The sequence below is a fragment of the candidate division Zixibacteria bacterium HGW-Zixibacteria-1 genome (genome assembly GCA_002838945.1).
GTDB lineage: Bacteria > Zixibacteria > MSB-5A5 > GN15 > PGXB01 > PGXB01.
The window spans coordinates 1-26,599 of sequence record PGXB01000058.1 but is presented as its reverse complement, the minus strand read 5'-3'; the positions used below and the strand labels follow the sequence as shown (position 1 = coordinate 26,599).

Here is a 26,599-nt window from a genome sequence, read left to right as displayed (position 1 = left end):
ACATCTGAACACCTCCTGTCCTTCGGGACTCAGGATGAGAAAGAATCATAATAATAGTATCCTTTCTCCGTGTCCACTAAATCGGGGGAACTTCATGGTATGACATAAGTAAAATTCATTCTTTTCATAAAGATCTCACTTATCTTTATAAGATTACGATTATTACCTTTCCAGGGCATCTATTCTTTTTATTAATGATTCATTTTCGGCTTTCAACTCTTTTATTGCCTCCACCAGCACTGCCGTCAGTCTGGAATATGCCACCAGCTTACTGCCGTCACTGTCGGAGCGCACCAGTTCCGGAAGCACTTTTTCGACGTCATCTGATATCAAACCGATCTGATCGCCGTTATATCTCACGCCATTAAGAGCGGCCACCATCTCGAGGGCATTTTCAATTGACCCTGTCACTTCTCTGGTATCTTTGGTGGCGTATTCGGTGATCGATCCGGTGGCGATGATATTGCCGATCACATGAAGGGCTTCATTGGGGTATAAGGTCCCGATTCCAATCCGGCTGTTAAAATAATCGGTGCGTAATGCGATGGTGTTTACGAAGGGAGGGGTACCATAGCTGGTCAGGACCAACCGGCTGGTGTCCGCCTTTAGCGACATTGACAGCAAAGGGCCACCGGCCGCCTTAAAACTCGAAAGCGCAAAAGTCCCGCCTTCTACAACCGAGCTGATACTATCACTGAAATTCTTGACTGTAATATTTCCGCCGGATCCTTTAGCGCCGCTGGTAAACATTGATATTGCATCCCGACCGGGCGGCTCCGGCTGCGGATCAAACATTCTGATGCTAAATCCTAAAGTGGGATCGGTATTAAAAGCAATCGCCTGCCTGCCCGATGGCTCTGGCAGGGGGTCATACATTATCCAACTTGCCCCGCCATTCTGTATCGAACGCATTTCAATCACCGGATCGGCATGGTAAGAGGTGAGCGTGTTGTTAAGCCGAAGATAAGCGCCAGGACCGGCTTTAGCGCCATTCATACCGATCTTGACGGCCACCTGCCCAGGGGGTTCCGGCTGTGGATCGAACATTTTTATCGTGGCCCCGAACGAAGGATCGGCATCTATAGACAATAAGAAATCTTCGGAGGATAACAGGCCGGGTCTGGGAAAAACCAGGCGGCCCCCGTCATGAAACGGGCTGGGCTCGACTCCCATATATTTGCCGATGACGTTGTTAAAATCGCAGCGGCTTCCGGTCGAATTGGCCGTTATACGAAATGCCCGAAAGAGACCCTTGCCGCCTTCGGATATTCCGTTAACTGTCATACTTCCACTGGAATCATCGGCAGCAAAAACAACCAGTGAATCGCCATTGGTGTTTTTTAATTCGAGAAAACCCTCGCCGCTTTCCAGGCTTCCGGCCACACGGCCGGCCACCGCGGCAAAGGGTGATGAGGTCAGCATAGTTCGCGGATAAATCTCCGGGTCGCTGCCGACTTTTATACCCAGCTCCAGGACGGCATCCATTCCCCCGTCAAAGACCGATTCGGGAATCGGGTTAGAGGACCCAAGTTTATAATTTAACAGCCCGTTGCTGACATATACATTCTGAGGACCGCTGGTCCACAACGGAACCGGCAAACCCTGGCCGTAGATAGTAAATGTCAGGGTATAATAACCATTTGCCACCGGATTGCCGGCGTTGTCGGTCAGCCTGCCCTGATAGTTGATCATCTGTGATGAAAAACCATTAACGGCAATGACCGCGAAGAACAGCACGAGAATCAAAATCGATCCGCTGCGTTTGCACATAGTATCCTCCAAGAAAGAAATAGTAAATATCACTTTTCACATAAGAGAAAGAGTTTTAATTTAAAAAGCTTCTATCAAAGGCTGAATTCATATATTCATCCGGCCGGACATTTTAAGTATCTTTGCAAAAATTCCGGACGCAACTCACTAAAAAGTAAAAACAATTCTGGACAAAAGTTATCCTAATAATAACAAAAATAGTCATATTTGTCAAATTGAAAATTATGGTCACCGGCTATGCCGGAAAACTATACTTAGACTTAAATATATAAATTTCCGATATGGAGTTAATTCGGGTGATTATAAAAGCCCCGCCGAAGCGGGGCCTTTATATTAATATGCAATGACCTGATTAAAAATCAGTGGTGCCGGTGAATTTAAGCGAGCCAAGATGAATCGTCGGCGCGGCGATGCATCCGACCGCATCCCACCACGATGGCACCAGCTTGCGCTCTTTCGAGATGCCTTTCACCGTCGAGAACGCACGCAGCATCGAGTCGGTGAACCGGAGGTTCTTGATGCCGTGCTTGATCTGACCGTTCTCGATCAGGAACGTGCCGTCGCGGGTCATCCCGGTCAGCACCGCCTTGGGTGGATCGATCAGACCATTCACATAATGGAACCTTGTCACCAGGATACCGCGTTCGACCGACGAGATCATCTCCTCCTCGGTCTTGTCACCGGTCCCGATGAAGATGTTCAGCCCGATAGCACCTTCGCCGTGATTATCGGCGGTCAAGGCATGACCGGTGGAGGGAACGCCGTGTTTCTTGCCGGTCAGCCGGTCCCAGACCACGCCCTTGCCGACGCCCTTATCGACAAAATAGACTTTCTTTTTCGGGACACCTTCAAAATCAAACGGCAGCGCAATACCCGATGGATCGTTGCCGTCATCGAAGATAGTTATCGATTCATGCATGATCTTCTTGCCGATATTCTCGGCCAGAAACGAACGCTTTTCCATGAAAGCTCTCGAATTGAACCCGACATAGTTGAGCCATTCGAAGGCTTCGGCGATAGCCGACGGCTCCAAAATGACTTCATAATCACCCGGCTTAATCTTCTTCGGATACTTTGACAACCGGGCCTTCTCGACGGCGATATCGGCCAGCGCCACCGGATCGATATTGTTGACATCGCGCGATGTGCCCGAGGCATAACCCGATGAGTTCTTCGACATGGCGATAATATTGATGCTGGAACCGGTCAGAGGCTGATAGCAGCGGACCCCTTTGGTGTTGAAGACCGCCACCTCGCCCTCACCGGTCGAAAATGCGCCGGCCATGGTGTACTTGCGCCGGTTGCCGCGGACGAAAATCCTCTTCACCTGGCGGGCGCGATCCTTCGGTTTGTAGTCGGCCGTATTTTCGAAGTAGGTATTGATTTTAGCGTACTCGGCCGGCCCCGGAAGGCCGTCGAAATACTTATTGTCACGCTGGAACTTGGCAATTTCCAGCGAATTTTTCAGGGTTGCCTTGAGATCATTCAGAGCAATCGAGTTGGTCGAAGCGACGCCGATTTTCTTGCCGATGACGGTCCGAATCAGGACCTGCGCATTGGTTTCGTTCACATTCTGATGAATGGTCGAATTGGCGAAGCGGGTCAGGCCGGTTTCATTGCCGACGAAAGTAATTTCGGTTTCATCGGCCTTGCTTGACTTGACGACATTTTCGAAAGTCGAAAACAGTTTTTCTTTGCCTATCATTTGCTCACCCCCACTTTCACTTTACGGAACCTTGTCGGCGCGGTACCATGGGCCACGCGGGCGGTTTGCATCGGTTCACCTTTGCCGCAGTTGGGGACACCCCAGACTCGCCAGTGTTTGTGGTTACAGATGGCATCGCAGGAGTTCCAGAATTTGGGAGTCATCCCGGTATAGAGAGGGTTCTTGAACATCCGGCCGAGTTTGCCGTCCTTGATCTCCCAGGCGCACTCGACGCCGAACTGGAAATTAAGACGTTTGTCATCGATCGACCAGACTTTGTTCATATCGAAGAATATGCCTCTTTTCGTATCGGCGATCAGGTCATCGAGTTCCCACTCGCCCGGCTCGAGATTGATATTGGTCATGCGGATGAGCGGAATCCTATTCCAGCCGTCGGCACGCATAGTGCCGTTGGAGCGTTTTCCGACTATCGGGGCGGTCTCACGGCTGGTTAAATACCCCACATGAACGCCTTCTTTAATGATGGGCGCTCTCTGCGCCTTGACGCCTTCATCGTCGTAACCAAATGACCCCAGCGCGCCCGGAATGGTGGCATCGGCAAATATATTGACGATATCGGAACCGTATTTAAGATTGTTCAGGCCATCCGGCTGCATGAAGGAACCACCGGCCAGTGAAATCTCGGTGCCAAGCACCCGGTCAAGTTCGGAAGGATGGCCGCATGATTCATGCACCTGTAGAGCCATTTGCGAACCGCATATGATAATATCGGTTTCGGTATCCGGGCAGTCGTCGGCTGTTAAAAGCTGAATCGCCTCTTCCCTGGTCTTATCGACATTTTCCAGAAGTTGCAGGCCATCGATAAATTCATAACCGCGGGTGGCATAGTCGCCGCGATGCGAATTGGGATAGGAACGCTTTTGCACTTCGTTTCCGTCGGAAGCAACGACCTCGTAGCCGCCGCCCGACTCGATAATATCCTGCTCGATTTCGGCGCCTTCGGTGGAGAAAAACAGTTTATTCGTCCTGTAAAAATCCAGAGAAGCTTTGGCCATTTTAATTTTATCATCGGTTTTCAGCTTTTCGCAGATTTCCAGAAGCAGGCCGATTTTTTCATCGGTTGGAACCGCAAACGGGTCTTTCTCGCAGGGAGTGGCATAATGATCCTTGAAGGCCTCCTGCTCAGCCAGTTTCACCGATTCCTTTTTGGCTGAGGCCGAGGCCCGGGCAGTCTGCAGGGCTTTGTTGGCGGCCTTTTTTATGTCGGCCTCGCCGGTTGAGGCCACTGCTGCAAATCCCCAAGCGCCATTGTGAAGAACACGCACACCGACTCCCACATTGACGACTTTCGACAGGGAATCGACCGTGCCGTCCGTCACCTGAATTGATTCTTTCTCCGTTCTGACATAGCGGCAATCGGCATAATCGACCGATTTGCCCTTTAGCCAGTCCAGAACATTTCCGAGTTTATTATTCATCACACCTCCAATTCTATTCGAAATTTGCAATTTATGGTGCCTTTTGGGTCATGGCAATTTACTTCAACATCTACGTAAAATCAAGCCGGGAGATTTCACATTTTCAAGTTGTTGGCAAACATCGAGTTTCAAAAAAATAATAAAGGCCCGCCGAAGCGGGCCTTTTGAGTATGAGAAATTGACGTTTGCCTATTTCCGCCGCCTTTGTACAGATAGCTGATCAAATATGTTACATCAAGAATGTTGACAGCGCAATTGCAGTTGGCGTCCCCGGAACAGAGCGGATACGGCTTCGGCACCGGACCACCCTTATAGAGGTAGCTGATCAGATACGTCACATCCAGAATATTATAGGCCAGGTTGCCATTGGCATCACCCGGCAGACAGTCGCAGATTACTTCACAGGCATCGTCGGTACCGTTTTGATTATTGTCTCCCAGACAGGTGGTCGCGCCGATCGGTGACGGCACACCGCCCTGATCGTCGCAGCACAGCGGATCGAGCATCTGGCAGGAGCCATCCTGCAAGCAGCAGGCCACCGGAGCCGTACATACGGTTCCGACTCCCTGCGGAGTGCCAAGCATATTTATGCAGCACAACGGATCGACCATCAGGCAGTTTCCACCCGGCATACAGCAGGCTTGCGGCGCGGTACACTGTGTTCCAGGGCCAAGCGGCACCCCACCCATATCGTCGCAGCAGATAGGATCCATCATCTGGCAGGAACCATCAGGCATGCAACAGGCTTCAAGAACGGTACAGGATGTACCCGGTCCCTGAGGCGTTCCGCCAAGTTCGTTAATACAGCAAAGCGGGTCGGCATTGATGCAACCGCCGCCGGGCAGACAGCAGGCCTGGTAACCGGTGCAGACGGTGCCGTCACCCTGATAAACACCGCCGAGATTCTGACAATCGGCCGCAGTCGTTACGATACAGTCGGTCATCGGTCCGCCGGTCGGATTATAGCAGCAGGCACCTGTCTCCTGCTGAGGCGGCTCACCGGTTATGACAAAGGCAAGATCAAGCGAGACTCCTTGCTTCGGGCAACAGGAATGCAGAATGATTCCGGCCGGTATGACAAAATTGTAACCTCTTATATCAACCGATACCCATTCCGGGTTATAATCTGGAAGAATATAATCAAACAGGTAATGGCCATTGGGAATTTCACTCATGAAAAGGGTTTGTCGACCTATATACAGTTCTTCGGGTACACCCGGAAGAGGCGGCATACTGTCCTGGGGGAAGTCAATCGACCACCGGTCGGTTGACCAGTTGACCGCAATCTCAAAAAACGCCGGTAACTGAGGATCCATACGGAAAACATCGAATTCGAATCGACCGGCCTTATAATTATCATAAGTAAACTTATGATCATAGAACCAGATATTCCACCAATCATACATGGGATAGAAATACCAGCCGTCGCCGAAGGCATTCTCCCCGCCGCCTCCGCCAAAGGCTCCATCAGGCAGCATTTGAGCATAAAAGGCATTAGCGACAGTATCGCATGCTGCAGCCGGTTCAAAAAGCTCCATCCAGCTCAGGTTGCCCCAGAAGGCATATACGGCATCATCGTTCCAGTGATCCTGAGTTGATTTCCAGCCCCACTGAGTTGTAGACGGGTCGGCCACAATGGCAGAAATATTCAGCCAGTAAACTGTCCCCGAATCCTGCCAGACCCAATTCTGTTCATCAAGACAAACATCATACTGGAAATATGGCTGGTGATCATCCGGAATGACCAGGCCCTGCGACGGATCATACCAGCCTTCCAATGTCGGCGGATCATGAGGTGTTCCCGGCATCCCGGGTACTTCCAATTCCCAAAGTGTCGGTCCGGGCATACTGTACCCGGTCGGACTCTGGTCGGCCGGGATGTCCATGTGGAGACTGAGAACAAAATTAACTACTTGACCCTGAACGCCGTTCATCCACGCTCCCCACCAGTGGACATCTTTTATCCACCCGGTTTGCATGCACATAAAATCATCGGCCAGTACCAGCGGTTGAGTAGCATTGACCGCCCAGCCGGTTTCATCCGGTAATTGCGGATAGTGCATTTTGTGCGGATCGCCCGGATTCCATACACATTCAGTGCCACCTTCAAAACCGACCTCGACATCATCTATGGCCCATATGTACCAAAGGCCATCGTTTGACGGCGGGTCCACCGCATGCCAGGCAAGTTTTATTGTTTGTCCGGCATAAGCAGAAAGATCGATGACGTATGGAAAGCTCCATTCATTCCAGGCATTTCCAGTAAGGGTGCTTAAATCAAAAAGAACGGTCCAGGTAATGCCATTGTCGGTGGAAACCTTAACATAATAGTGGTCGCTATGTGTGGAACCTTCCCATCCATAAGTCCAAAAGCTGACATAGTAGTCGGCCCCGGGCGGGCCCGAGAGAGCTATATCCGGTGAAATTAGCCATTCATCCTGATGATTATAGGACCACCAGAGTCCAGCCGCATAATTTCCCGTATGAAGGGTGTAATCGGTTTGAGACCACCATCCCGGGATCGAATTGCTGTTGTCAGTGCAGGTTTGAACTATCGACCAGCCTGGCGGCGGCCAGACAGGCCCTTCAAAACCTTCCGTTAAGAGTGCGGTTCCTCGAGGAAGGTCAGACTTTCCAACATCTAATGTGTTGTTCGATACCGCATCCCTGGCTCGATTCTCAAGATCTGCCGGCAACATAGCGGCAAAAACAAGAATGAACCCCAGGGAAAGAATTAACAGTTTTTTTCCCATCAGTAGTCCTCCAAGAGCTGAAGATTTATGTTATTTTTGCCATACTCGCCGTTAAGCAGGCGTCTATTTTTAAGAAGTACTGACAGTCCGCAACTGACCCGGACTGCCCTTATATACTGAATGGACGGTGACCAGCCTGGTCACACATCGATTATTTATCGATTAAGTAGAAATCAAAACCGGTCAAAACCGAGCCGGTAAAATCCATGAAAATATCAAATTCCGTTTGGACATTAATAAGTTAAGGTTCATCATCATTTTTGTCAACAATTATATGTAAAAAATATCGGACAGATATTGCGCCGATTACTGTGGGATAACTAAGATGTTATCCGGCAAACCGTAATAAAAAAGGGCCCGCCTGAAGCGGGCCCGATAGTAATTATCAATACTAATTCCCTGTCCGCAGCGGCGGACCGCAATTAATCAGCCATTGCTGACAAGTGCAAGGCGGATTCCGCCTTTGTACAGATAGCTGATCAAATATGTTACATCAAGAATGTTGACAGCGCAATTGCAGTTGGCGTCCCCGGAACAGAGCGGATACGGCTTCGGCGCCGGACCACCCTTATAGAGGTAGCTGATCAGATACGTCACATCCAGAATATTATAGGCCAGGTTGCCATTGGCATCACCCGGCAGACAATCACATGCCTGCCCCGTCTCACCCGTGATAACAAAGGCCAGATCAAGCGACTGCTGGAAGGCCGGCGGTTCATACAAATCAACCCACAGGCCGATTAAGGCGCCTTGAGTCATTCGTATTGTTCCTGTCGACGAACCTGAAAGCCCGGCAAGAGGGGATCCCGGGGCACCGACGAAGTCGATCCGATAAGTGATATCAAAGAAACTTTCAACCCACCAATCAGGATTGTCATATTTCTCTTTCACTTTGACTTCACCGGGACATGGCAGTCCGTTGGCTTCGCCTGCTGTAATTCTCAGCAAGTCAAAATCAGGATCGCCCACAATCTCGCCCAACATGGAAATAATAACGCCCGGGAATATTTGTATCGGGTCGCCGAGATTGGGCGGTCCGGTATTGGTTTCCATGCTTATCGGTACGGTAATATTACGATTGTAGCCAGCCAGCATGCCGGTGCCGTTCATGATCAGACGAAGATCGGCATCGAACTGCTGAATCTCTCCGCCGAAAATTCCTCCCGGACTATGAACAATATTGCGATAGGCGGTAATAATCGGATCGGATTCGATGGTCGTTCCCGGAGGAAGCCCGTCGATGATGTCCATGGTCTGCTCGTCGGCCATATATGGGCAATCGGCCGGAAGAATGGCGGTACCGGAACCATTATCGGGGGAACTGCAGAAATCACCAAAATAGTCGGCCCAGGTGGCGTCATCATTCCAGTGATCGAGCGTCGATTTCCAGCCCCAGCGGGCGAATCCGGGTGATGTTTCGAAGATGGCCGTGATGTTCAACCAGTAAATGGTCTGCGCATCCTGCCAGAACCAGGCCGCTTCGGGCAGGTAGATATTATACTGGTATAAACCAATATGGTCGTCCGGAGCATACCATGGGATCTGCGGACTGTACCAGCCTTCGGGAATCTGCATTTCATACGGAGTTTCGCTGAAGTAATCGGTTTCATATTCCCAGAGTATTTCTCCGGGATGGCTGTATAGTTGATCGACCCCAGCGAGAACATCGGCATGAATACTCAGAATAAATTTCTTGACATGCTGGGTGCTTCCAAACTCATAAGCTCCCCAGAAGTGAATATCCTTGACCCAGCCGGTTTCCGTGCACATCCAGTCATCGGCCAGCACCACCGGAAATGTCGCATCGACGGCCCAGCCATTAACATTCGGCAGCTGCGGGAAATGCATCTTGGCCGGCATACCCGGTTCCCAGTTTTCACAGGCGTCGTTGACGCCGTTCTTATTATTGTCGCCAAGACACCTGGTTCCATTGCCCATGTACGTCGAATTCGGCAGATTATTGCAGTCGGTTATGGTCAACTCGACACAACTGCCGTCTTCAAGGCAACAGGCGCCGGTCAGAATATCACAGGCATCGTCAACTCCGTTGCCATTGCCGTCGCCCATGCAAACCGGCGAGCCGTTCGGCGAAATCCAGCCGCCCATTTCATCACAGCAAAGCGGATCGACATCGGTGCATCCGCCACCCGGCAAACAGCAGGCCTGGGGCTGAGTGCATGATGTGCCCGTTCCCTGGGGCGTGCCGCCCATATCGACACAGCAAAGCGGATCAAGGTTGATACAAGTGCCGTCAGGCAGACAACATCCCTGGGGCTGCGTGCAGACCGTTCCCGGCCCCTGAGGTGTTCCGCCAAGGATATTGACACAATCGGCCGCAGTCGCCATCAGACATGACCCATCCTGCAGACAGCATGCTTCCGGTTCCACCTGCACCCCGGCTGTAATAACGAAGGCCATATCGAGCGATTCGCTCGTGGGATTCGGCGGATACTGAGGGCAGAAAGTCGGCGGAGGACCGCCCTGCTGCAGAAAACTGACCAAATATACGAGATCACTTGAATTAATTACGCAATCACCATTGACATCTGCCGCGGCATAGAAAGGCGGAGTTGTTCCCGGAATAAAGTACGGCGGCGGCGGCCCGCCCGAAAACAGGTAATTCTGCAGGTAGGTGGCGTCATCATTATCGACGTCACCGTCATTATCGACATCACCCGGCAGATAATGGTATCCCGGCGGCGCGAAAAGCTCGTACCACTGTAAATTGCCCCAGGTTGCCCAGGTGGCATCATCATTCCAGTGGTTCAGTGAGGTCTTCCAGCCCCACTGGGTGGCGGCCGGATCCTGAACGACGGCTGAAATATTCAGCCAGTAGGTGGTTCCTTCTTCCTGCCAGAACCAGTCATTTTCACCAAGAAAAACATTATACTGGAAATAGGCGTCATGATCATTGGTGAAAAACTCCCCGGTCAAAGGATCATACCATCCCTCAAGCGAGGGAGGATCGATCGGCCGGGGTACGAAATTAAATATTTCCCGTTCCCAGAGAGTCGGTCCGGGCATGCTGTAACCGAACGGACTCTGACTGGCCGGAATATCGGCATGAATACTGAGGACAAAATAAAGAATCTGGCCCTCGATACCATGTTTCCAGGAGCCCCAAAAATGAATGTCCTTAACCCAGCCGGTCCCGCCGCACATCCAGTCGTCGGCAAGAACCAGCGGTTGCGTTGCATTAACATCCCAGCCGGCCTCATCGGGCAGCTGCGGGAAATGCATCTTGTGCCCATCTTCCGGATTCCAGTCGGCCATGGCCGGAGCAACAAACAGCATAACCATGGCAAGCAGGAACGGAAAAAGATACTTTCTTCCCATGAAGTGCCTCCATTAGTTGGGTTTATTAGAAAAAGTTTTTAATATTGTTGGCATAACTCGCTGGTATTTATAAAGCTGACATTACCACGGGCCGGATTATATCGATTATAGATTGAATTATTTATTATAACCCCGGATTAATTTCCGGCCACTGTACTATGATATTTTGGTGTAAGATGCAAATCTTACAAAACAGTCATTTACGATTGCTCTCTTAAACGTCCGTATTCTTATAGATGACATTTCGATACTTGTCAAAATATCATGAATTGATTCGGCAGACCTTTTAAGAAATAAACAACTGTCATTGTTAAAGACTGTTACCTGCTTTATAATTAATAAGTTATGACAAATTTGTCAATATTTATTTTTGTCGGGATATATGATCTTTCGATTCCTCAACCGACTTGTCGAGGATGGAATATATATTATCTAGATTCACGATGCGACTGTGACCGGCCTTGTTGGCAAGAATCGCACAGTCATAGGGATCTATATTTTTGGCCAGACCTGCGACAAATCCGGCGGCAAAGCAGTCGCCACATCCGGTGGCATTTAGGGCACTTCCGGGGTAAGAATTTGCGGCTGATTTGCTTGCGGACTTAACATATCGGCTTGACCATCGCCCGTTTGTAATATGAAATATATGACAACCCCTTGCCCCGTCGGTAATTATAAAATATTTTGACTCAAAATTGACATTATTTTTTACTGCCGGCCGAGCTATTTCCTCAAGATCTGATTCAATTCGGTCGCCGACTTCCTGTTCCGAGTTAACACCTCTCGCAATTACCGCCAGTTCCAGCCGGTTCATTTGTATAAAATCAGCGCGGACAAAGACATCCCTCCAGCTCGGCGGTTTTCTGATAAAACGAGCTCCATTTTTTCTTTTACCGAGGGTCAAGGAATGAATATCTATATACAATTTCCCGTCATAATGTCGTCGGAACTTTTGCAGCGATTGAAGATATATATCCCGGCCTGAAATATAATTCAATAAAACGAAATCACAGTCTTCCAGATAGCGGACCTCGCTAAATTTCAGCGGCGGGACGCCGCCTTCCAGAATCTCACGCTTGTTCTCATTGTCGAGATATGTCAGATGGCAATGATTGTTTCTTTGCGGGACCTTCCTGACGTGGTCGGTACGAATACCGGGAAATTCCTTTAATATATTAATAACTTCCTTATGATGATTCTTCCCGATATTACAGACTGGATAAATACCATCAAAATTTCCAACCAGTGATGATAGAGCAACCAGGTTATATAATATTCCGCCCCACCCCTCCTTGCGGGTACCGTCGGCCAGCCTGATACTGTCACGGTTGATTGTACCGATCACGCCAATTTTCATAATCGCGCGGTGATTGCACCAAACACTTCATCCACCGTGATTTCTTTCATGCACCTCATATAATCATCACCTTTTTTCGAGCAAAAATTCTTGACGCATGAGATACACTCCAGTTGATCTCTGATGATCACGGTCTTTTTGTCGGATATGGGCGAGGTTTCGGCCGGATCATCAGCACCCGAAAGCACCACCAGCGGCGAATCCACCGCGGCGGCCAGATGCGCCAGACCGGAATCATTGCCGATAAAGAGCTTGGCCAGGGAGAGCACCGCTCCCGCGGTTTCAATGTTGGTCTTGCCACAGACATTGAACACTCGCGTTTGATTTCCGGCGATTTCTTCACCGGCGGCATATTCATTCGCGGCTCCCACCAGCACTATATCCAGATTCAGCTCTCCGATTATTTTCCCGGACAGGGCGCGGTAATTTTCACTTCCCCAACGGCGTGAGGGGGCCACGGCGCGGGGAGCAATCGCGGCAAAACCTCGTTTGAGATCGACGCCGGCATCGGCCAGGGTATTCACCGCCTCTTCGACCGCCGGGTTCATCACGGCCAGATGGGGCGGCTCGATTGTGAGCCTGGTATTTCCATAATGCTCGAATAGTCGTTGATAACGAATCGAGCGATGCTGCCCGGCTACATCTTTCGGGTCGAGGATATCATTGAGTAGAAGGCTGCGCCCGTCGCCCTTATAACCTATTTTGGTTTTAACACCGGCCAGGTAAAAAATAAGGGCCGATGAAAATGACGGGGTCAATAAGAGCCCGATACCATAATCCTCTTTTTTAAGAAGCTCCGACTGATAGGTGATGGCCTTTAATCCATGCAGGTATTGATTTTCAACAAGGATCAGGAGGACATCCGGGATTGATCTGTATATCGGTTCGGCCCACTCCGGTATGAGCAAATATATGTCGTCACTGACCCGCCCGGCGGCAAAGGCGGCCGCGGCCGGCTGCGCCATCAGCGAGTCACCAAGATGGTTGGGTGTACGGATTATTATCTTACTCATGCTTCTCCCTGTTTATATATAACATCCCTGTTACCTGCTGTCAACCTTCCAGCGGCGGTGCGTCCACATCCATTGTTCCGGATATTGCCGGATAATTTTCTCGAGCCATTCGGAATATGCCTGCATCATCGTCTGAATATCCTTCTCCGGATCGCGGCTACCCGGCGAATATAAGGGCGCCTCCGTAATCAGCCGAAACCGATCATATCTTTCACGAATCAGACAGCCGAATATCAGCGGGCAATTCATCTTAATGGCAAAAGCCGCCGGTCCTTTATGAGTTGCCGCCGGCCGCCCAAAAAACCGGGTAATAACCGCCCCGGTGGCCGAATGCTGATCGGCCGCCAGGATTACCAGACGATTATCTCGAAGGCTTTTCAGAACATGGCGCGACCCGACCCCGACCGAAATTATCCCCGCCCCGGTCACAGCCCTGATTTTCAAAAGAGCATTGTCCACATATTGATTATGCTGGCGCCCGACCAGAAAATCCGACGGGTACCCGGCTGCGGCGATCCGTGCCCCCAGCAGTTCCCAGTTGCCAAAATGTGCGCTGACCACCAGCCCGCCCCGCCCTTTCCGAAGTGCATCATCCAGATGCTCCGTGCCAATATGCTCCGGGACTATTTCCATTATTTTTTCTTTGCTCAGTAGGGGCATCCGGATAAATTCGACAATACTCCTCGCCATGTTAACAAATACCGTTTTGGCTATTTTCCGGTATTCCGCCTCGGTCTTTTCATCCTTGAAAGCCCGCCGTAAATTATCCAGCGCTATCCGCCGCCGTGAGGTCAGAACGTGGTATGCCGCTTTTCCCAGAATAACCGCAAGGCGGTCGGCCATACGGGCCGAAAACAGCCGCATTATCTGGGTCAGGCACCAGAACAGGATAAATTCGAATCTATGGCTTATCTTCGTCTTCATCGTCATCTATTTCTTCATATTCATCATCATCGTCATAATAATAGAGATCATCATCATCATCATCGTCTTCGTCTTTCTCATAACTTTCGGGATGTTTCGGGTCGCCGTAGTCGAAATCGGTTGAGTGATATTTTTCATCTTCCTCCCATTTGCGGTAATACTTCTTCTTTTTTCTAATCGATAATAAAAATCCGATCACTATCACGACCGCCAGGAATATCCAGACAAAATATAAATCTCCGAACAGGCTCATAATATTGTACCTTGTTTTTAACTGTGCAAAAAACTCTTTTTCAAAATCATCAAGGCCGCCGCCGATGGCGCCGCCAAAGGCCGCATCGACCGACTTCCGGTCCCGCAAATTATCCAGCAATATATTAAACGTCTCGACACCATACTCATCAAGAATATATTTTACCGCCAGATATGACTCGGCATAGGCGGTTTGGGCTTTGCCTTCGGCGAAGCGGTTCATATTTTCGATGTCCCCCAGATGCACCAAACCGTTGAAAACGACCGCGCGCGACATGGTCAGGTTGTTCCCCCAGCCCCATTCGGCCGCCACATACATGGCGACGCCTTCGTCGATCCACCGCGGGGCCCGTTCATGAAACAGCCGGTGATTCAGCACCATGTGGGCATATTCATGCATGACCAGCTCTCGCAGCGGTTTGCCCAGCGGAAAATGCGCCGGCGATTTGAGTGCGATCATCTCGCGGTACGGCAGCGCCGCCGCCGCGCCCCAGTCCGGGAAAGCGGTCCCGATCAGCGCCCTGAAATCGCCGATATTGTCTTTGATATATATCTTGGGCTTATAAGTGAGGGTGTCGCCCAGGATGGCCAGAAGCCGCCCGCGGGCGGCGGTTATAGCCGAATCGATGGGATTGACAAACTGCGTGGTCGGCGCGTTGTACAGAAAATACTGTCGCTCGACAAACGACTCCTCTTGCCCCAATGCCGCCGCGGCCGGGAGCATGACCATCGCCATTATCACCCACAATCGGATAGATTTCATAGGCTTAAAGATAATAATTTAAGCAGCATAAAACAACCTTTTGTGGGAGGGATCAAATAAATAGAAGCCTTTGCTACCGCATTGGTCTAAGGATTTATGAACTGATTAGAATGTAGTCAGATTATTGATTGAAGAAATACTATTTGGGTCAAATCACAATCTCGACATAAAATTTACATAATTAACTCAATATTGGATGTATATGAAATTAGACTATCATAGTAATCATAATCACATTTATTTATTGGATCCACCCAAGCTAATCTACTCATTAAAAAGGCCTTAGGGTCCTTTTCAAATGATTTTCTAAATAATTGTCTAGCCATCAAGAAATCTCCATTGAGGGTTTTTATAATTCCCCATTGATATTGGCAGAGATTATCGGTGCTATCTAAAATAAAGGCAGTATTTATATAATAATTGGCTTCTTTTAAGTTGCATTCAGACAAAAATGACTGCCCCAGCGACAAATAGGATATTGGAAATTGCGGATCGATTCTTATTGCCTTCATCCAGTAATATATAGCACTGTCTCGTTTTGACTCTGCATTAAGAGCTTCACCTAGCATTGTCAAACTACCCGCGTATAGTTGATAGAATTGTTCTTTGTTGTAGGCATTTAAAATCCCATATTCAATGTGTGATACGGCTCTATGAAAATCTTCTGAATTTTGACCATCTAATCCTAACGCTCTTCCATATAGTATATTTGAAAAATAAAATGTGGTGTCATATTGGTAGGCCATTCTAGCGTGATTTATAAAGGCGACAGAATCATGAATGTTTAATTCCTCATTCGCCAGCAAAGAATATAAAAAAGAAAAATCAATATTACCAGCATTTAATTGCCTATTTTGTTTATACTTATTTAGTATATCTTCGATTGTGTTGATTTTTTGAGATCGATCTCTCCAAATTTCGTCTTGCAGAGCTAGAATTACGTTCACCTGTCGGACAATGAATAAGGAAATTTCATGCACTTTTTTTTCGTAATTAACTGAATTTCTATAATCTACGACAAATGTCGCGGTTTCCGCCTTCCATTGAAGGGATTTATCCTGAATTAAATTTGAATTCAATTTGAGAATTAGCGAATCATTGTAATTCTTTATTACACCCCAATATATAAGGAGATTACAATTTTGATTCTTATATAAATTCATCATTTCAGCCTTTGAATGAAATACCCTGGGTACGTAAAATACGTTAATTTTAAATGGGTAAGAAAACTTCTGTAATATTTGTTCTACATTTCCAACTAGTTCGCCAATTTTGAATATATTATCAATGTCCTTATTGGGCGAATCGAACTCGGATATTACAACGTTTAATCCAGAGTCCTCATTACACCCCGCGTAAAAGTATTCAGAACCTTCATTTTGATTTGCTTTGTGGATTATAATGTAGACTACTAAAGAACTTGCTGTCAGAGCAAGAAAGAGTATTGCACCAATTATAAATTGCTTTCTCAAAAAACCGGTCGAACTACCATCATTTTCTCCGCCATTGCCTAATATCACCTCTTTTTTATTAATTACACCATGCATTTTTACTTGGCAAATTAGTCCTTCAATATATTCCAAGGATTTTGCCATACTTGTACTAAACATGTTTATCCACTCTTCAGTAACAGGCAACTGAACAAAACCAAATTTGATATCTTCGAAATTTTTTCTTTGATTTGAACTGCTACCATATATGTAAGAGAGTGTATCCGAGACGATTGTTTTCCATGCTATAAATTTACCATCCTCTTCATGAGTCACATCTTCCAATGCCTTTGCAGACTCTATGAGCTTTCGCAATCTAATAATGGCCTTTTTGCCATTAATCCAATTCAATATATGCTTCAGCATTTTAACAAATGACCTCTGTTTCACTAATATTACAAAACTATAACTTTGACAATTAGCCTAAAAGATTTTCGAACGCAATTTCCATATTTATTCTATGTTTGTCAATTATATAAAGTAACCTATGACTACCCGAAATTTGTTCCAAATGGGTCAATTCGTAATGCCCCCCCTTTTTCCCCCCCTGCAACCTTCCGCCTTTTCGCTTGTTTAATCAGCAATGAATATTTTGTTGACAATAAGCCGCCAAATGGCAATTATATAAGATTATTGCGGTTTTACAGACGGTTAGACAGATGAAGGGAGGCGGCATTTTAAATCAGAACGTCCTGGTCCTGAACCAGAATTATGAGCCTCTATCGGTCTGTTCGGCAAGGCGGGCCTTTCTGCTGCTGTTCATGGGAAAGGCCGAATTGATCGAAAAATACGACGGCGTCAAGATTCACTCGATGCTGATCACCTATCCTCTGCCGTCGGTGGTCAGGCTGGAGCGGTATATCAAATCGCCCCGCAAGAAAATCCTTCTCAGCCGCAAAAACATTATTATCCGCGATGATTATACCTGCTGCTACTGCGGCTTGAAAAAAGGGCCGATGACGGTCGATCATATTATCCCCAAACATCTGGGCGGAGCCGACAGCTGGGAAAACCTGGTCTGTGCCTGCGACCGCTGCAACAACAAAAAGGGCGACCGCACCCCGGCCGCGGCGGGCATGAAGCTTCTCAAGAAGCCCAAGCGGCCCAATCACATAACCTATATTCAGCGCTTTATCGGCGTCAATGACGATAGATGGAAGCCTTATCTTTTTATGGAGTGAGCAATGGAAAACAGAAAAACCATCCTTTCGGGAATGCAGCCCAGCGGCTCCGGGAACCTTCACCTCGGCAACTATGAAGGCGCCCTCAAAAACTGGGTCCGCCTCCAGAATGATTACAATATGTATTGCTGCATTGTCGATTGGCACACGCTCACCGGCGATTTTGAACATACCCATGAATTGAAAGGCAAGATTTTTTCGGTCGCCGCCGATTACCTGTCGGCCGGCCTCGATCCGGAAAAATGCGCCATCTTCATCCAGTCCGATATCAAGGAACACGCCGAACTGCATCTGCTGTTTTCGATGATGATAACTGTCCCGACCCTGACCCGGCTTCCCACTTACACGGAGAAAAAAGAGGAAATCGGTCTGGACAGCTATGGCTTTCTCGGATACCCGGTATTACAAGCGGCCGATATCTGTATTTATGACGCCGATTTCGTGCCGGTCGGCAAGGACCAGGAAAAACATATCTGGCTGGCCGCGGATCTGGCTCAGCGGTTCAATGCCACTTATGGCCCGACTTTGGTCGTGCCGCAGGCGCTGTTTACCGAGATTCCGGTGGTGCCCGGCGCCGACGGGCGGAAAATGTCCAAATCCTACGACAACACCCTCATGCTCAATGACACCGCCGAAGAAACCGCCGCCAAGCTAAAAAAATATTTTACCGATCCCGAAAAACTCCGCAAGGGGGATCCGGGCCGCCCCGAGATTTGCCCGATTTATGCCCTTCACAAAGTCTATTCTCCCGACCCGGAGAATGAGATCGCGCCGCCCTGCCGGACGGGGCAGTTGGGCTGTGTCGACTGCAAGAAAATGCTGGCCGAGAACCTTAACAAAACTCTGGCCCCGATTCGCGAAAAAAGACTTGTTATTGAGCAAAATAAAGATTATGTCTGGGATGTGCTGAAAAACGGCGCCACCCGGGCGAGAGAACGGGCCACGGCGGTGATGGCCAAAGTCCGATCCGCAATGAAAATGGATTATTACAAATGATAAATACACCAAAGGACAATTATTCGGTTGATCTGGAAGTTTTCCACGGGCCGCTTGATCTTCTGCTATATTTGATCAAGAAAGATGAGATCGATATTTATGATATCCCGATCGCCCGTATTACCCAACAGTATATGCATTATATCGAGGTAATGCAGCTGCTCAATCTTGAAGTGGCCGGTGATTATATTTTGATGGCGGCGACCCTGATAAGAATCAAGGCCCGGCTGCTTCTTCCCCGCGATGAGAGCGAAAGCGAAGAACCGGATCCCCGCGAAGAGCTGGTGGCAGCACTTCTGGAATACAAAAAATTCAAGGAAGCCAGCGAGATTCTGAGGGAGAAGAGGATTCTTGAAGAGCGGCTCTATATTCCGCCTCCGGTCGGCGGCGGCAACGGAAAGAAAGAAAAGGTGGTTCTGCTTAATACCACGACCCTGTTCGACATGATGACGGCCTTCAAGGAGGTTCTTGAACGCATCGACAGCGAAAGAATGTATGAGATCAATCCGGAGGAAGCCACGGTCGAGGACCGCGTCTCCCGGATACTGGAACTGCTGTCATTGAATGATTCGGCGACTTTCGCGGAGCTGTTCGCCGACGTCCCCCGCAAGCTCATCGCCATCCTGACCTTCCTGGCCATCCTGGAACTGGTCAAACTCAAGAGAATTTCGGTACGGCAATCGTTGCCGTTTTCCGAGATCCGGGTCTATCGGGCCGAGCGCTTCGATGATCCGCATCCGGCCATAGAATTTGTAACAAGTATGAAGGTGACTTAAGCCGCTGGAGAAACAAGATGCTTGAATATGAAAATAATATTCCAATCATAGAGTCGCTGATATTCTCGTCACCGGAACCGCTTCCATCACGGAAAATAAGCGAGGTCCTCGACAACCTCAGCAACGGCGACATCGATGAGGCGGTGGAAATATTGAATAAGAAGTATTCCGAAAATGACCATGCTTACAGGATCAGGAAAATCGCCGGAGGGTATCAGGTTTATATTATCGAAAGTTATGCCCGTTATGTCGAGGAACTTCTCGCCCGGCGGCGGAATATCAGATTGACCCGCTCGGCACTGGAAACCATGGCCATTATTGCCTATCGCCAGCCGGTGACAAAGACCGACATCGAGATGATTCGCGGGGTCGCTTCGGACTCGGTAATCCATACTCTGCTGCAGAGAAAACTCGTAACACTGGCCGGCCGCTCCGATTCGGTCGGCAGACCGCTGCTTTATAAAACGACTGATGAATTCCTGAAATTTTTCAATCTCAATACGCTCAATGATCTGCCGCGAATGGAGGAAATAGAAGAATTGCTGGCTGCGCGGGATTATGATTCGCAACCGACGCTTCCGCTTGGTTCTGATGATGACACGTTGCCGCCATCTGATATGCAGGACGATGATGACAACGATCTCACCGAGCCGGACGGCCTGACTGAAGAAATTCCGGTGCCGGCTGTTGATAGTTCGGAAGAATCTATAACCTTTGCCGAAGAGGAGCTTCCACCCGAAATAAAGGACACTGACGATGACAACGACGTTTCCTCGAAAGAGGTAGAGTCTGTCGAGGAACAGAAATATTAATCGGATCAGGTAATTTGCGTGAATGGATTTATATGGTCTAACCATCGTGATGATTGGAAGGGCCGACTTTGATCAGGATCAACAAATATCTTTCGGTTTGCGGCGTAACTTCGAGAAGGGGGGCGGAGAAGCTGATTTCCGAGAGACGCATCACCGTCAACGATAACGTTATTGAGCACCCGGGAACCGTTATAGATGAAGAAACCGATGTCATCAAGGTCAATGGAATTATTGCCAGCCCGGTTAAAAGCAAATATTATGTTCTCCTTAATAAACCCCAGAATGTGTTGACATCGCTCTCGGATCAATTCGGCCGGAAGACTGTCGCTTATTTCACCAATAAGGTCCCGGGCCGGGTCTATCCTGTCGGCCGGCTGGATTTCGATACCGAAGGCGCCCTGCTCCTGACCAATGACGGTGATCTGGCCTATCGACTGGCCCACCCCAAATTCAAAATAAAGCGCATTTATCACGCTATTGTTGAAGGCACTTTTACCTCCGATGATGCCAAAAAAATCGAGGCCGGCATCTTGCTCGAGGACGGCCATACCGGTCATGGTCTCGCCCGCAATCTGAGCACGGGAATAAAATCCTCAAAAATCGAGATCACTCTTTATGAGGGGCATAAGCGCGAAATAAAGCAATTGATGAAGGCCGTCGGGCATCCGGTTATAGACCTGCGTCGGATTGAATTTGCCGGGCTCCGCGTCGACAACCTCCGTAAAGGGCGATGGCGGTTTATCAGTCATACCGAGGTCCGCATGCTCAAAGACCTGGTCGGACTCTGACGCCGCTCCATCGATAAATTCAGACAAAAAAGAAGCCGTTCCGATGGAACGGCTTCCGGTTTTTATATAAACGCGGCAAATGAGAAAAAGGATATCCTAAATCTGGCCGGTGTCGATTTCATATTTTTTCAGTTTATCAAATAAGGTCGTATAATCAATTTTAAGGACTTCTGCGCATTTGCGCTTATTGCCCCGCACCTGCTTGAGGATTCTGACTATCGCCGCCTTTTCAGCCTGCATCTGGGCATGCGCCCCGATCTCCTTTAATCCGGCTCCTTCACGAAGCCTTATTTCGCTGGTACTCGGAAGCCTGATAGCCAGATGTTCCGGGGTAATTTTCTTGCCTTCGGCAAGAATAATCGATCGTTCCACCGTGTTTTCCAACTCGCGGACATTGCCCGGCCAGTGATATTTCTCCATCAATCCCAGCGCTTCCCGGGACAATGACTTGGCCGGTTTTTTCATTTCCATGCAGTATTTATTGATAAAGTAATCAGACAGCGGCCTGATATCATCGACGCGTTCGCGAAGCGGCGGGATGGTTATCGGAAACACCGACAGGCGATAATAAAGGTCCTCGCGGAAGTTTTTCTTCTTTATCATCTCGTTCAGATCCATGTTGGTCGCGGCAATGACCCTGACATCGACGTCGATCGACTTGTTTCCGCCCAGCCGCTCGAAGCATTTCTGCTGAAGCACCCGCAACAGTTTTGCCTGCAGGGATATATCCATATCGCCGATTTCATCGAGAAATATGGTGCCGTTGTCGGCTATCTCGAATTTGCCCATCTTGCGGGCCACGGAACTGGTGTAAGCGCCTTTCTCGGAGCCGAATAATTCATTTTCAAGAAGCTCCCTGGGGATGGCGGCGCAATTGATAGCAACATAGGGTTTGTCGCGGCGCGGCGACAGATTATGAATGGCCCGGGCAAAAAGTTCCTTGCCGGTGCCTGATTCCCCCTGGAGAAGAACCGATGTGTCCGACCCGGCCACTTTTTGAATCAGCCGTGAGACTTCCTTCATCTTATCGTTCTGGCCGATAATCTCGCTGAAGCCGAGTGTTTGGGCCAGTTCTTCGCGAAGCAGGGAATTCTCGGCCAGAAGACGGCGGTTTTCCAGGGCACGCTCTATTATAACCGTCAGGTGGTCGGGGTCGAATGGCTTCGTAATAAAATCATAAGCGCCGTTCTTCATGGCCGCTACCGCGGTCTCGACCGTCCCATAGGCGGTCATTATAATAACCGATATGTCGTTATCCATGCTCTTGAGGCCGTTCAGTACTTCCAGCCCATCGACATCAGGCATCTTCATATCGGTAATAGCCAGATTATAACCTTTGACACGCGCCAGATCGAGCCCTTCCTTGCCGCCCGAGGCCGCATCGACCTGATAACCTTCTTCGGAGAGGACATTGGAAAGCATTGTCCGCATCGACTCTTTATCATCAATCACCAGTATGCTCGGCATGTTGTCTCCTTTGATGAATCTTAACCTTTCTCACCGGCCCCCATATATTGGGATCATTACCCTAATGTTATCGGCTTTCTCCCATATTCTTAAATATCAATTTTTGCACAATTTAAGCCCAACCGCCTATGATGCAATGCGTTGCAGAATGAAACATAAAACGAAACAGGCCGTGATAAATTTGTGGATGACGGTCGTTCAAAAGTACATTTTATGCAGAATTATTCCCAGTGATAACGGAAATCGAGACGCTGCGTATAGACGCTGTCGCAGATTTTATATTGATAATAATACAATGCCGGACGAATACGAACCCCGTTCGAGTCCAGCTTATCCCAGGTAATCTTATAGCTGCCCGGCGAATACGTGGTGTCAATTATTGACCGTACCAGCCGGGTGCCCAGATTATGCAATGAGACTTTAACCGGGCAGGGCTGGTCGCCCGAAACGATAAACTCGACGAACAGCGAATCGGGTAGTTTGGAAAGGCGGTAACCGCCGGGGTCATTGTCCACCAGGGGTCCTTCACGCGGCGGCGGCCCGGTATATATATCATGATTCTTCGAAAAGCAGGATAACAATACGTTGGCGATAAGGCAAAAGATAAATATGGCGGGTATATTTTTCATATATGATATTATAATAAGATATATACCGAAAATTTCAAATAAATATTTAAAAAGGCCCGCCAAATGCGGGCCTTTTTCGGAATATTATAAAGACTTATTTCAACATCATCATTTTCCTGGTTTCAGTATATTCCCCTGCGTTCAAGCGATAGGATATCTCGGCCATCCCAGAGAATATTATGTTCTCCAACTTCGAAAACCCCATCGGCCAATGTGACGATTTTCCGTCCGAGCAGGTTATAAATATCAATTGTTACATGTCCCGGTTCGGCCAGACTGAAGCTAATCTCGGTCGAAAGATTGAAGGGATTCGGATAGTTCTGATTCAAAGCGGTGCGGGATGGTAAAATGGTCTGAATCTCGTCGAAATCCTTCGTGATATTTCCGGGGCATATATTAATATTGCCGGTGCGGACGCCGCGTGTTGTCGGCAGTGATGTATCGCCGTTCGACGCCACCGAGTAAACATTCATCTGGAAGCTCATGTCGGTCTGGTTAGGGCAAACATAGAGGCAGGTATCTCCAGTCAGAGTCCAGGATTTAAGAGGAGAACCAAGAGTGTTACACTTCTTGACGATATATTTTACGATGGGATACTTCTGATTCGACGGATACGACCATCTAACGGTAATGTCGTTCGCAAGATATGAATCCGGGTAGCTGCCGTCATCAAGTGTGTCAGGCTCCGGCTCTCCCGTCGTCGTTTTGGCCGACAGCGTTTTCGGCACGGCGGCATTGCAACCGGGATTGGCCGGAATGCCATTGAAGCAATTCGTAGCATAGGCGACAAGATTTTCGGGCCAGCGCGGGCGGGCGGTTATGGCAACTTCATTGGAATAGGCCACATTCTGCTGGTTGGAGGTAAACGGCTTGACACGATAAGTGTAGGTCTCACTTCCCACCGGATAATAATCCTCATAGTAAAAATATTGGTCAGGATTGTTGGGAATTGTATCGATTGCCTGCCAGGATTGTGATGTGGTGATTTTCCGCTCAATTATCCAGCCTTCTTCATAAGGGTTGTGATCTTCAAAGCAGACTTTGATCGACTGATGGTCATAATGATTGGTGCAACTAATATAGGGTGCCGACGATAGCTCAAACTCTCCCAGACAGGTATAGGCAAATTCCACATATTCCGGGGCGCATGGTTTCCAGCCGACATGTGTCCCGCTGACCGTCCAGACATCATAGACCCACGTCCTGAGCACACAGCCGATTTTGGTGATGGATTCTGGGATCGCATCGACATAATTCATTCCGAAATTCGGATTTGCGGCCGAAAAACCTTTCGACGCAACACCCCGCCCCCAAACAGGAGGCGGCGTTAAATATGGATGAGAGAATGTTATGGATTTACGGACCTCATATCTTTTTGCCAGATAGACACCATCCGCCACATCAGGAACATCGATAAATATCATACTTAAAAAGTCGGTATGTGAGTGTTCCGAACCGCCGTTGGCCTCCTTGCGGGTCAGGAGGTTGGGCGGCTGGAGAATATCAAAAGCGGAATCGGCATTGATTCTTCCCCAGCCGGTGTAGTCGTCATATCCATAATCTGCCGGGAAATCACTAATATCTTTGGCCGTTACTTTTAAAATATTTTCAATGTCATCATTACACATCATGCTGTCATAACTGTACAACAATGCCGCCAAACCGGTGACATGGGCAGTGGACAATGAGGTTCCATAGAGAAATGGTGTCCAACTGCTGGTCGAGACTGAGGTTATAATCGGAAAAAATTCGCCCGGCGCAGTAACATCGATTCCATTCCCATAATTGGCGAATGTCGCATATTCACCATCAGTGCCATGCGCGCCTACGCTAATAATGCCCTGCCCGTAATCTGACGGATAATGCAATCCTCCGGAGCCGTCATTCCCTTTTGAACATGCGACAACTCGATTCATTTTATAAGCATAGGCCATCGCCTGTCTTATTGGGGTTCTGTACTCATCCGGCGGAATATGACCATAGCTATTGTTCAAGGCAACAGATCCGCAATCGATTGCATCCATTATGGCATAAAAGTTAGCCTCAATATCATCACCCAATTTTGAAGAGTATATTTTACTTTTTTTGCAAATTCCTGCGACTAATTGATTGTTATTGGTATTGGCTGCCGCTATTCCAGCCATTGCCGTTCCATGAGAACCATCGTAATAACTATCCCCAAATACCCGCGGGAATAAATCGATTTGATCGGCTCTTATACCCTCTAAATCAACGATGCCTATAATTAAATTACTATCCCCAATCGTGTATTCCCATGCACCCTCGACATTTATACCAAAAAGTGAATCGTGGTGCAGGTTCCATTGCTGTGGATAAAGAGGATCATTTGGAATTGTTGAAATATTAATATCGTTTTGTGTGGCTGCCATATCAATCACATTCCCACCGCCTTTTTTTAAAATGATTGAAATACTGTCAAGTTCCTTGAGCTCTTCATATGTCCTGTTTCTTGTTAATGTGTCAGAAAAAATGAGCTTATAATAACCATCCATACGTGTTGACTGTTATAGAGTCTGAAGAATCGTTTCGGCGGAATGCCCTTACAATACTACTTAAATTGGAATTGAACAGCAGGCCGCCAATATTGTTATTGGTAGAAATTATGGCTTCTTTTCCGGCTGTGTCGGCCTTTGATGTTATGGCTATGATCGGCTCGACGAATTTTGCGATTATTTCCTTTTTTATGTCTTCAACCGGTCTTGCATCTGCAATGATAGTCGCTGTCGGCAAAACCAGTATAATGACAACTAATAATATTATAGACTTAAACATGATTACTCCAATGTTTACAGATCGTTTTAGGGAATTATAAATTTATAATGCGAAATGAATGCTAATGTTCGATCAGCTTTTGAGTACTGTCATCAGGCAACGACTCACCAAAATCAAGCAAAACATGATTATTCGTACCATCCTGATTCATTATTCGCAAAACCATATCTAGGGCGGTGTAGCCCGGCTCGCAATAGACTATTTGCATTCCGTCAGGAGACCAACTGGGAAAGTGTCCGCCGTTTGCGGTTAAAGTGACCGGGCCACCACCGTCTGATGTTATGGTTCTGATTTGACAATCAATACTGAACACGATTTTATCGCCAGTAGGCGATACGTCCGGATTATAATAAGT

Annotated in this window: 19 protein-coding genes and 1 pseudogene; 5 read left to right on the top strand and 15 right to left on the bottom strand. The window is 48.3% G+C overall.

From position 1 onward, the window contains the following. Positions 1-162: 162 nt before the first annotated feature. The 10 genes and pseudogenes from CVT49_15480 to CVT49_15435 all read right to left on the bottom strand — a co-directional run bounded on the left by CVT49_15480 (position 163) and on the right by CVT49_15435 (position 17,168). Entirely contained in the window at positions 163-1,770 is a 1,608-nt protein-coding gene (locus CVT49_15480) for a hypothetical protein (protein ID PKK82111.1), read from the bottom strand. Between the two features lie 352 nt (positions 1,771-2,122). After that, positions 2,123-3,475, bottom strand: coding sequence for a TldD/PmbA family protein (locus CVT49_15475; GenBank protein PKK82110.1), 1,353 nt, complete (start codon positions 3,473-3,475; stop codon positions 2,123-2,125). After that, complete coding sequence (locus CVT49_15470; GenBank protein PKK82109.1) at positions 3,472-4,914, bottom strand: peptidase C69; 1,443 nt, start codon at positions 4,912-4,914, stop codon at positions 3,472-3,474. Before CVT49_15470 ends, CVT49_15475 begins: the two co-directional genes overlap by 4 nt. Before the next feature lie 128 nt (positions 4,915-5,042). Then, the gene (locus tag CVT49_15465; protein ID PKK82108.1) at positions 5,043-7,667 is read right to left on the bottom strand and encodes a hypothetical protein; all 2,625 of its coding nucleotides are present in this window, start codon (positions 7,665-7,667) and stop codon (positions 5,043-5,045) included. Between the two features lie 426 nt (positions 7,668-8,093). Beyond that, positions 8,094-11,003, bottom strand: coding sequence for a hypothetical protein (locus CVT49_15460; protein PKK82107.1), 2,910 nt, complete (start codon positions 11,001-11,003; stop codon positions 8,094-8,096). 364 nt (positions 11,004-11,367) lie between these two features. After that, a complete protein-coding gene (locus CVT49_15455) occupies positions 11,368-12,360 on the bottom strand; it encodes a hypothetical protein (protein PKK82106.1) in 993 nt (330 codons plus the stop codon). After that, entirely contained in the window at positions 12,357-13,373 is a 1,017-nt protein-coding gene (gene waaF / locus CVT49_15450; protein PKK82105.1) for a lipopolysaccharide heptosyltransferase II, read from the bottom strand. Before waaF ends, CVT49_15455 begins: the two co-directional genes overlap by 4 nt. A 30-nt stretch (positions 13,374-13,403) precedes the next feature. Next, positions 13,404-14,303, bottom strand: a complete 900-nt coding sequence (locus CVT49_15445) for a hypothetical protein (protein ID PKK82104.1) — start codon at positions 14,301-14,303, stop codon at positions 13,404-13,406. Beyond that, positions 14,281-14,376 (bottom strand): annotated as a pseudogene (locus CVT49_15440) (DNA primase). Before CVT49_15440 ends, CVT49_15445 begins: the two are co-directional and overlap by 23 nt. Positions 14,377-15,485: 1,109 nt before the next feature. Further along, positions 15,486-17,168 (bottom strand): hypothetical protein, encoded by a 1,683-nt coding sequence (locus tag CVT49_15435; protein PKK82103.1) that lies wholly within the window; start codon positions 17,166-17,168, stop codon positions 15,486-15,488. 293 nt (positions 17,169-17,461) lie between these two features. On the opposite strand from CVT49_15435, the gene CVT49_15430 reads away from it, so the two are divergent. Genes CVT49_15430 through CVT49_15410 form a run of 5 tightly spaced genes read left to right on the top strand, consistent with a single transcriptional unit; the run spans position 17,462 to position 21,355 of the window. Continuing rightward, positions 17,462-17,983 carry an HNH endonuclease gene (locus CVT49_15430; protein ID PKK82102.1) on the top strand — a complete coding sequence of 174 codons (522 nt, stop codon included), beginning with the start codon at positions 17,462-17,464 and terminating at the stop codon, positions 17,981-17,983. Positions 17,984-17,986: 3 nt separating this feature from the next. Next, the gene (gene trpS / locus CVT49_15425; GenBank protein ID PKK82101.1) at positions 17,987-18,979 is read left to right on the top strand and encodes a tryptophan--tRNA ligase; all 993 of its coding nucleotides are present in this window, start codon (positions 17,987-17,989) and stop codon (positions 18,977-18,979) included. After that, positions 18,976-19,755 (top strand): hypothetical protein, encoded by a 780-nt coding sequence (locus tag CVT49_15420; GenBank protein PKK82100.1) that lies wholly within the window; start codon positions 18,976-18,978, stop codon positions 19,753-19,755. Before trpS ends, CVT49_15420 begins: the two co-directional genes overlap by 4 nt. A gap of 17 nt (positions 19,756-19,772) precedes the next feature. After that, positions 19,773-20,567, top strand: coding sequence for an SMC-Scp complex subunit ScpB (scpB, locus tag CVT49_15415; GenBank protein PKK82099.1), 795 nt, complete (start codon positions 19,773-19,775; stop codon positions 20,565-20,567). 53 nt (positions 20,568-20,620) lie between these two features. Next, a complete protein-coding gene (locus CVT49_15410; GenBank protein ID PKK82098.1) occupies positions 20,621-21,355 on the top strand; it encodes a pseudouridine synthase in 735 nt (244 codons plus the stop codon). Positions 21,356-21,451: 96 nt separating this feature from the next. Here CVT49_15410 and CVT49_15405 read toward each other — a convergent pair whose 3' ends face one another. From CVT49_15405 to CVT49_15385, 5 genes are all read right to left on the bottom strand, one after another. Further along, positions 21,452-22,822, bottom strand: a complete 1,371-nt coding sequence (locus tag CVT49_15405; GenBank protein ID PKK82097.1) for a hypothetical protein — start codon at positions 22,820-22,822, stop codon at positions 21,452-21,454. 221 nt (positions 22,823-23,043) lie between these two features. After that, positions 23,044-23,514: a hypothetical protein gene (locus CVT49_15400; GenBank protein ID PKK82096.1), complete on the bottom strand. Its 471-nt coding sequence runs from the start codon at positions 23,512-23,514 to the stop codon at positions 23,044-23,046. 59 nt (positions 23,515-23,573) lie between these two features. After that, on the bottom strand, positions 23,574-25,964 hold the full coding sequence (locus CVT49_15395; protein PKK82095.1) for a hypothetical protein: 2,391 nt from the start codon (positions 25,962-25,964) through the stop codon (positions 23,574-23,576). After that, complete coding sequence (locus CVT49_15390; protein PKK82094.1) at positions 25,948-26,244, bottom strand: hypothetical protein; 297 nt, start codon at positions 26,242-26,244, stop codon at positions 25,948-25,950. Before CVT49_15390 ends, CVT49_15395 begins: the two co-directional genes overlap by 17 nt. Positions 26,245-26,305: 61 nt before the next feature. Continuing rightward, positions 26,306-26,599 (bottom strand): hypothetical protein (locus CVT49_15385; GenBank protein ID PKK82093.1); only part of this gene is annotated, 294 nt, incomplete at its 5' end.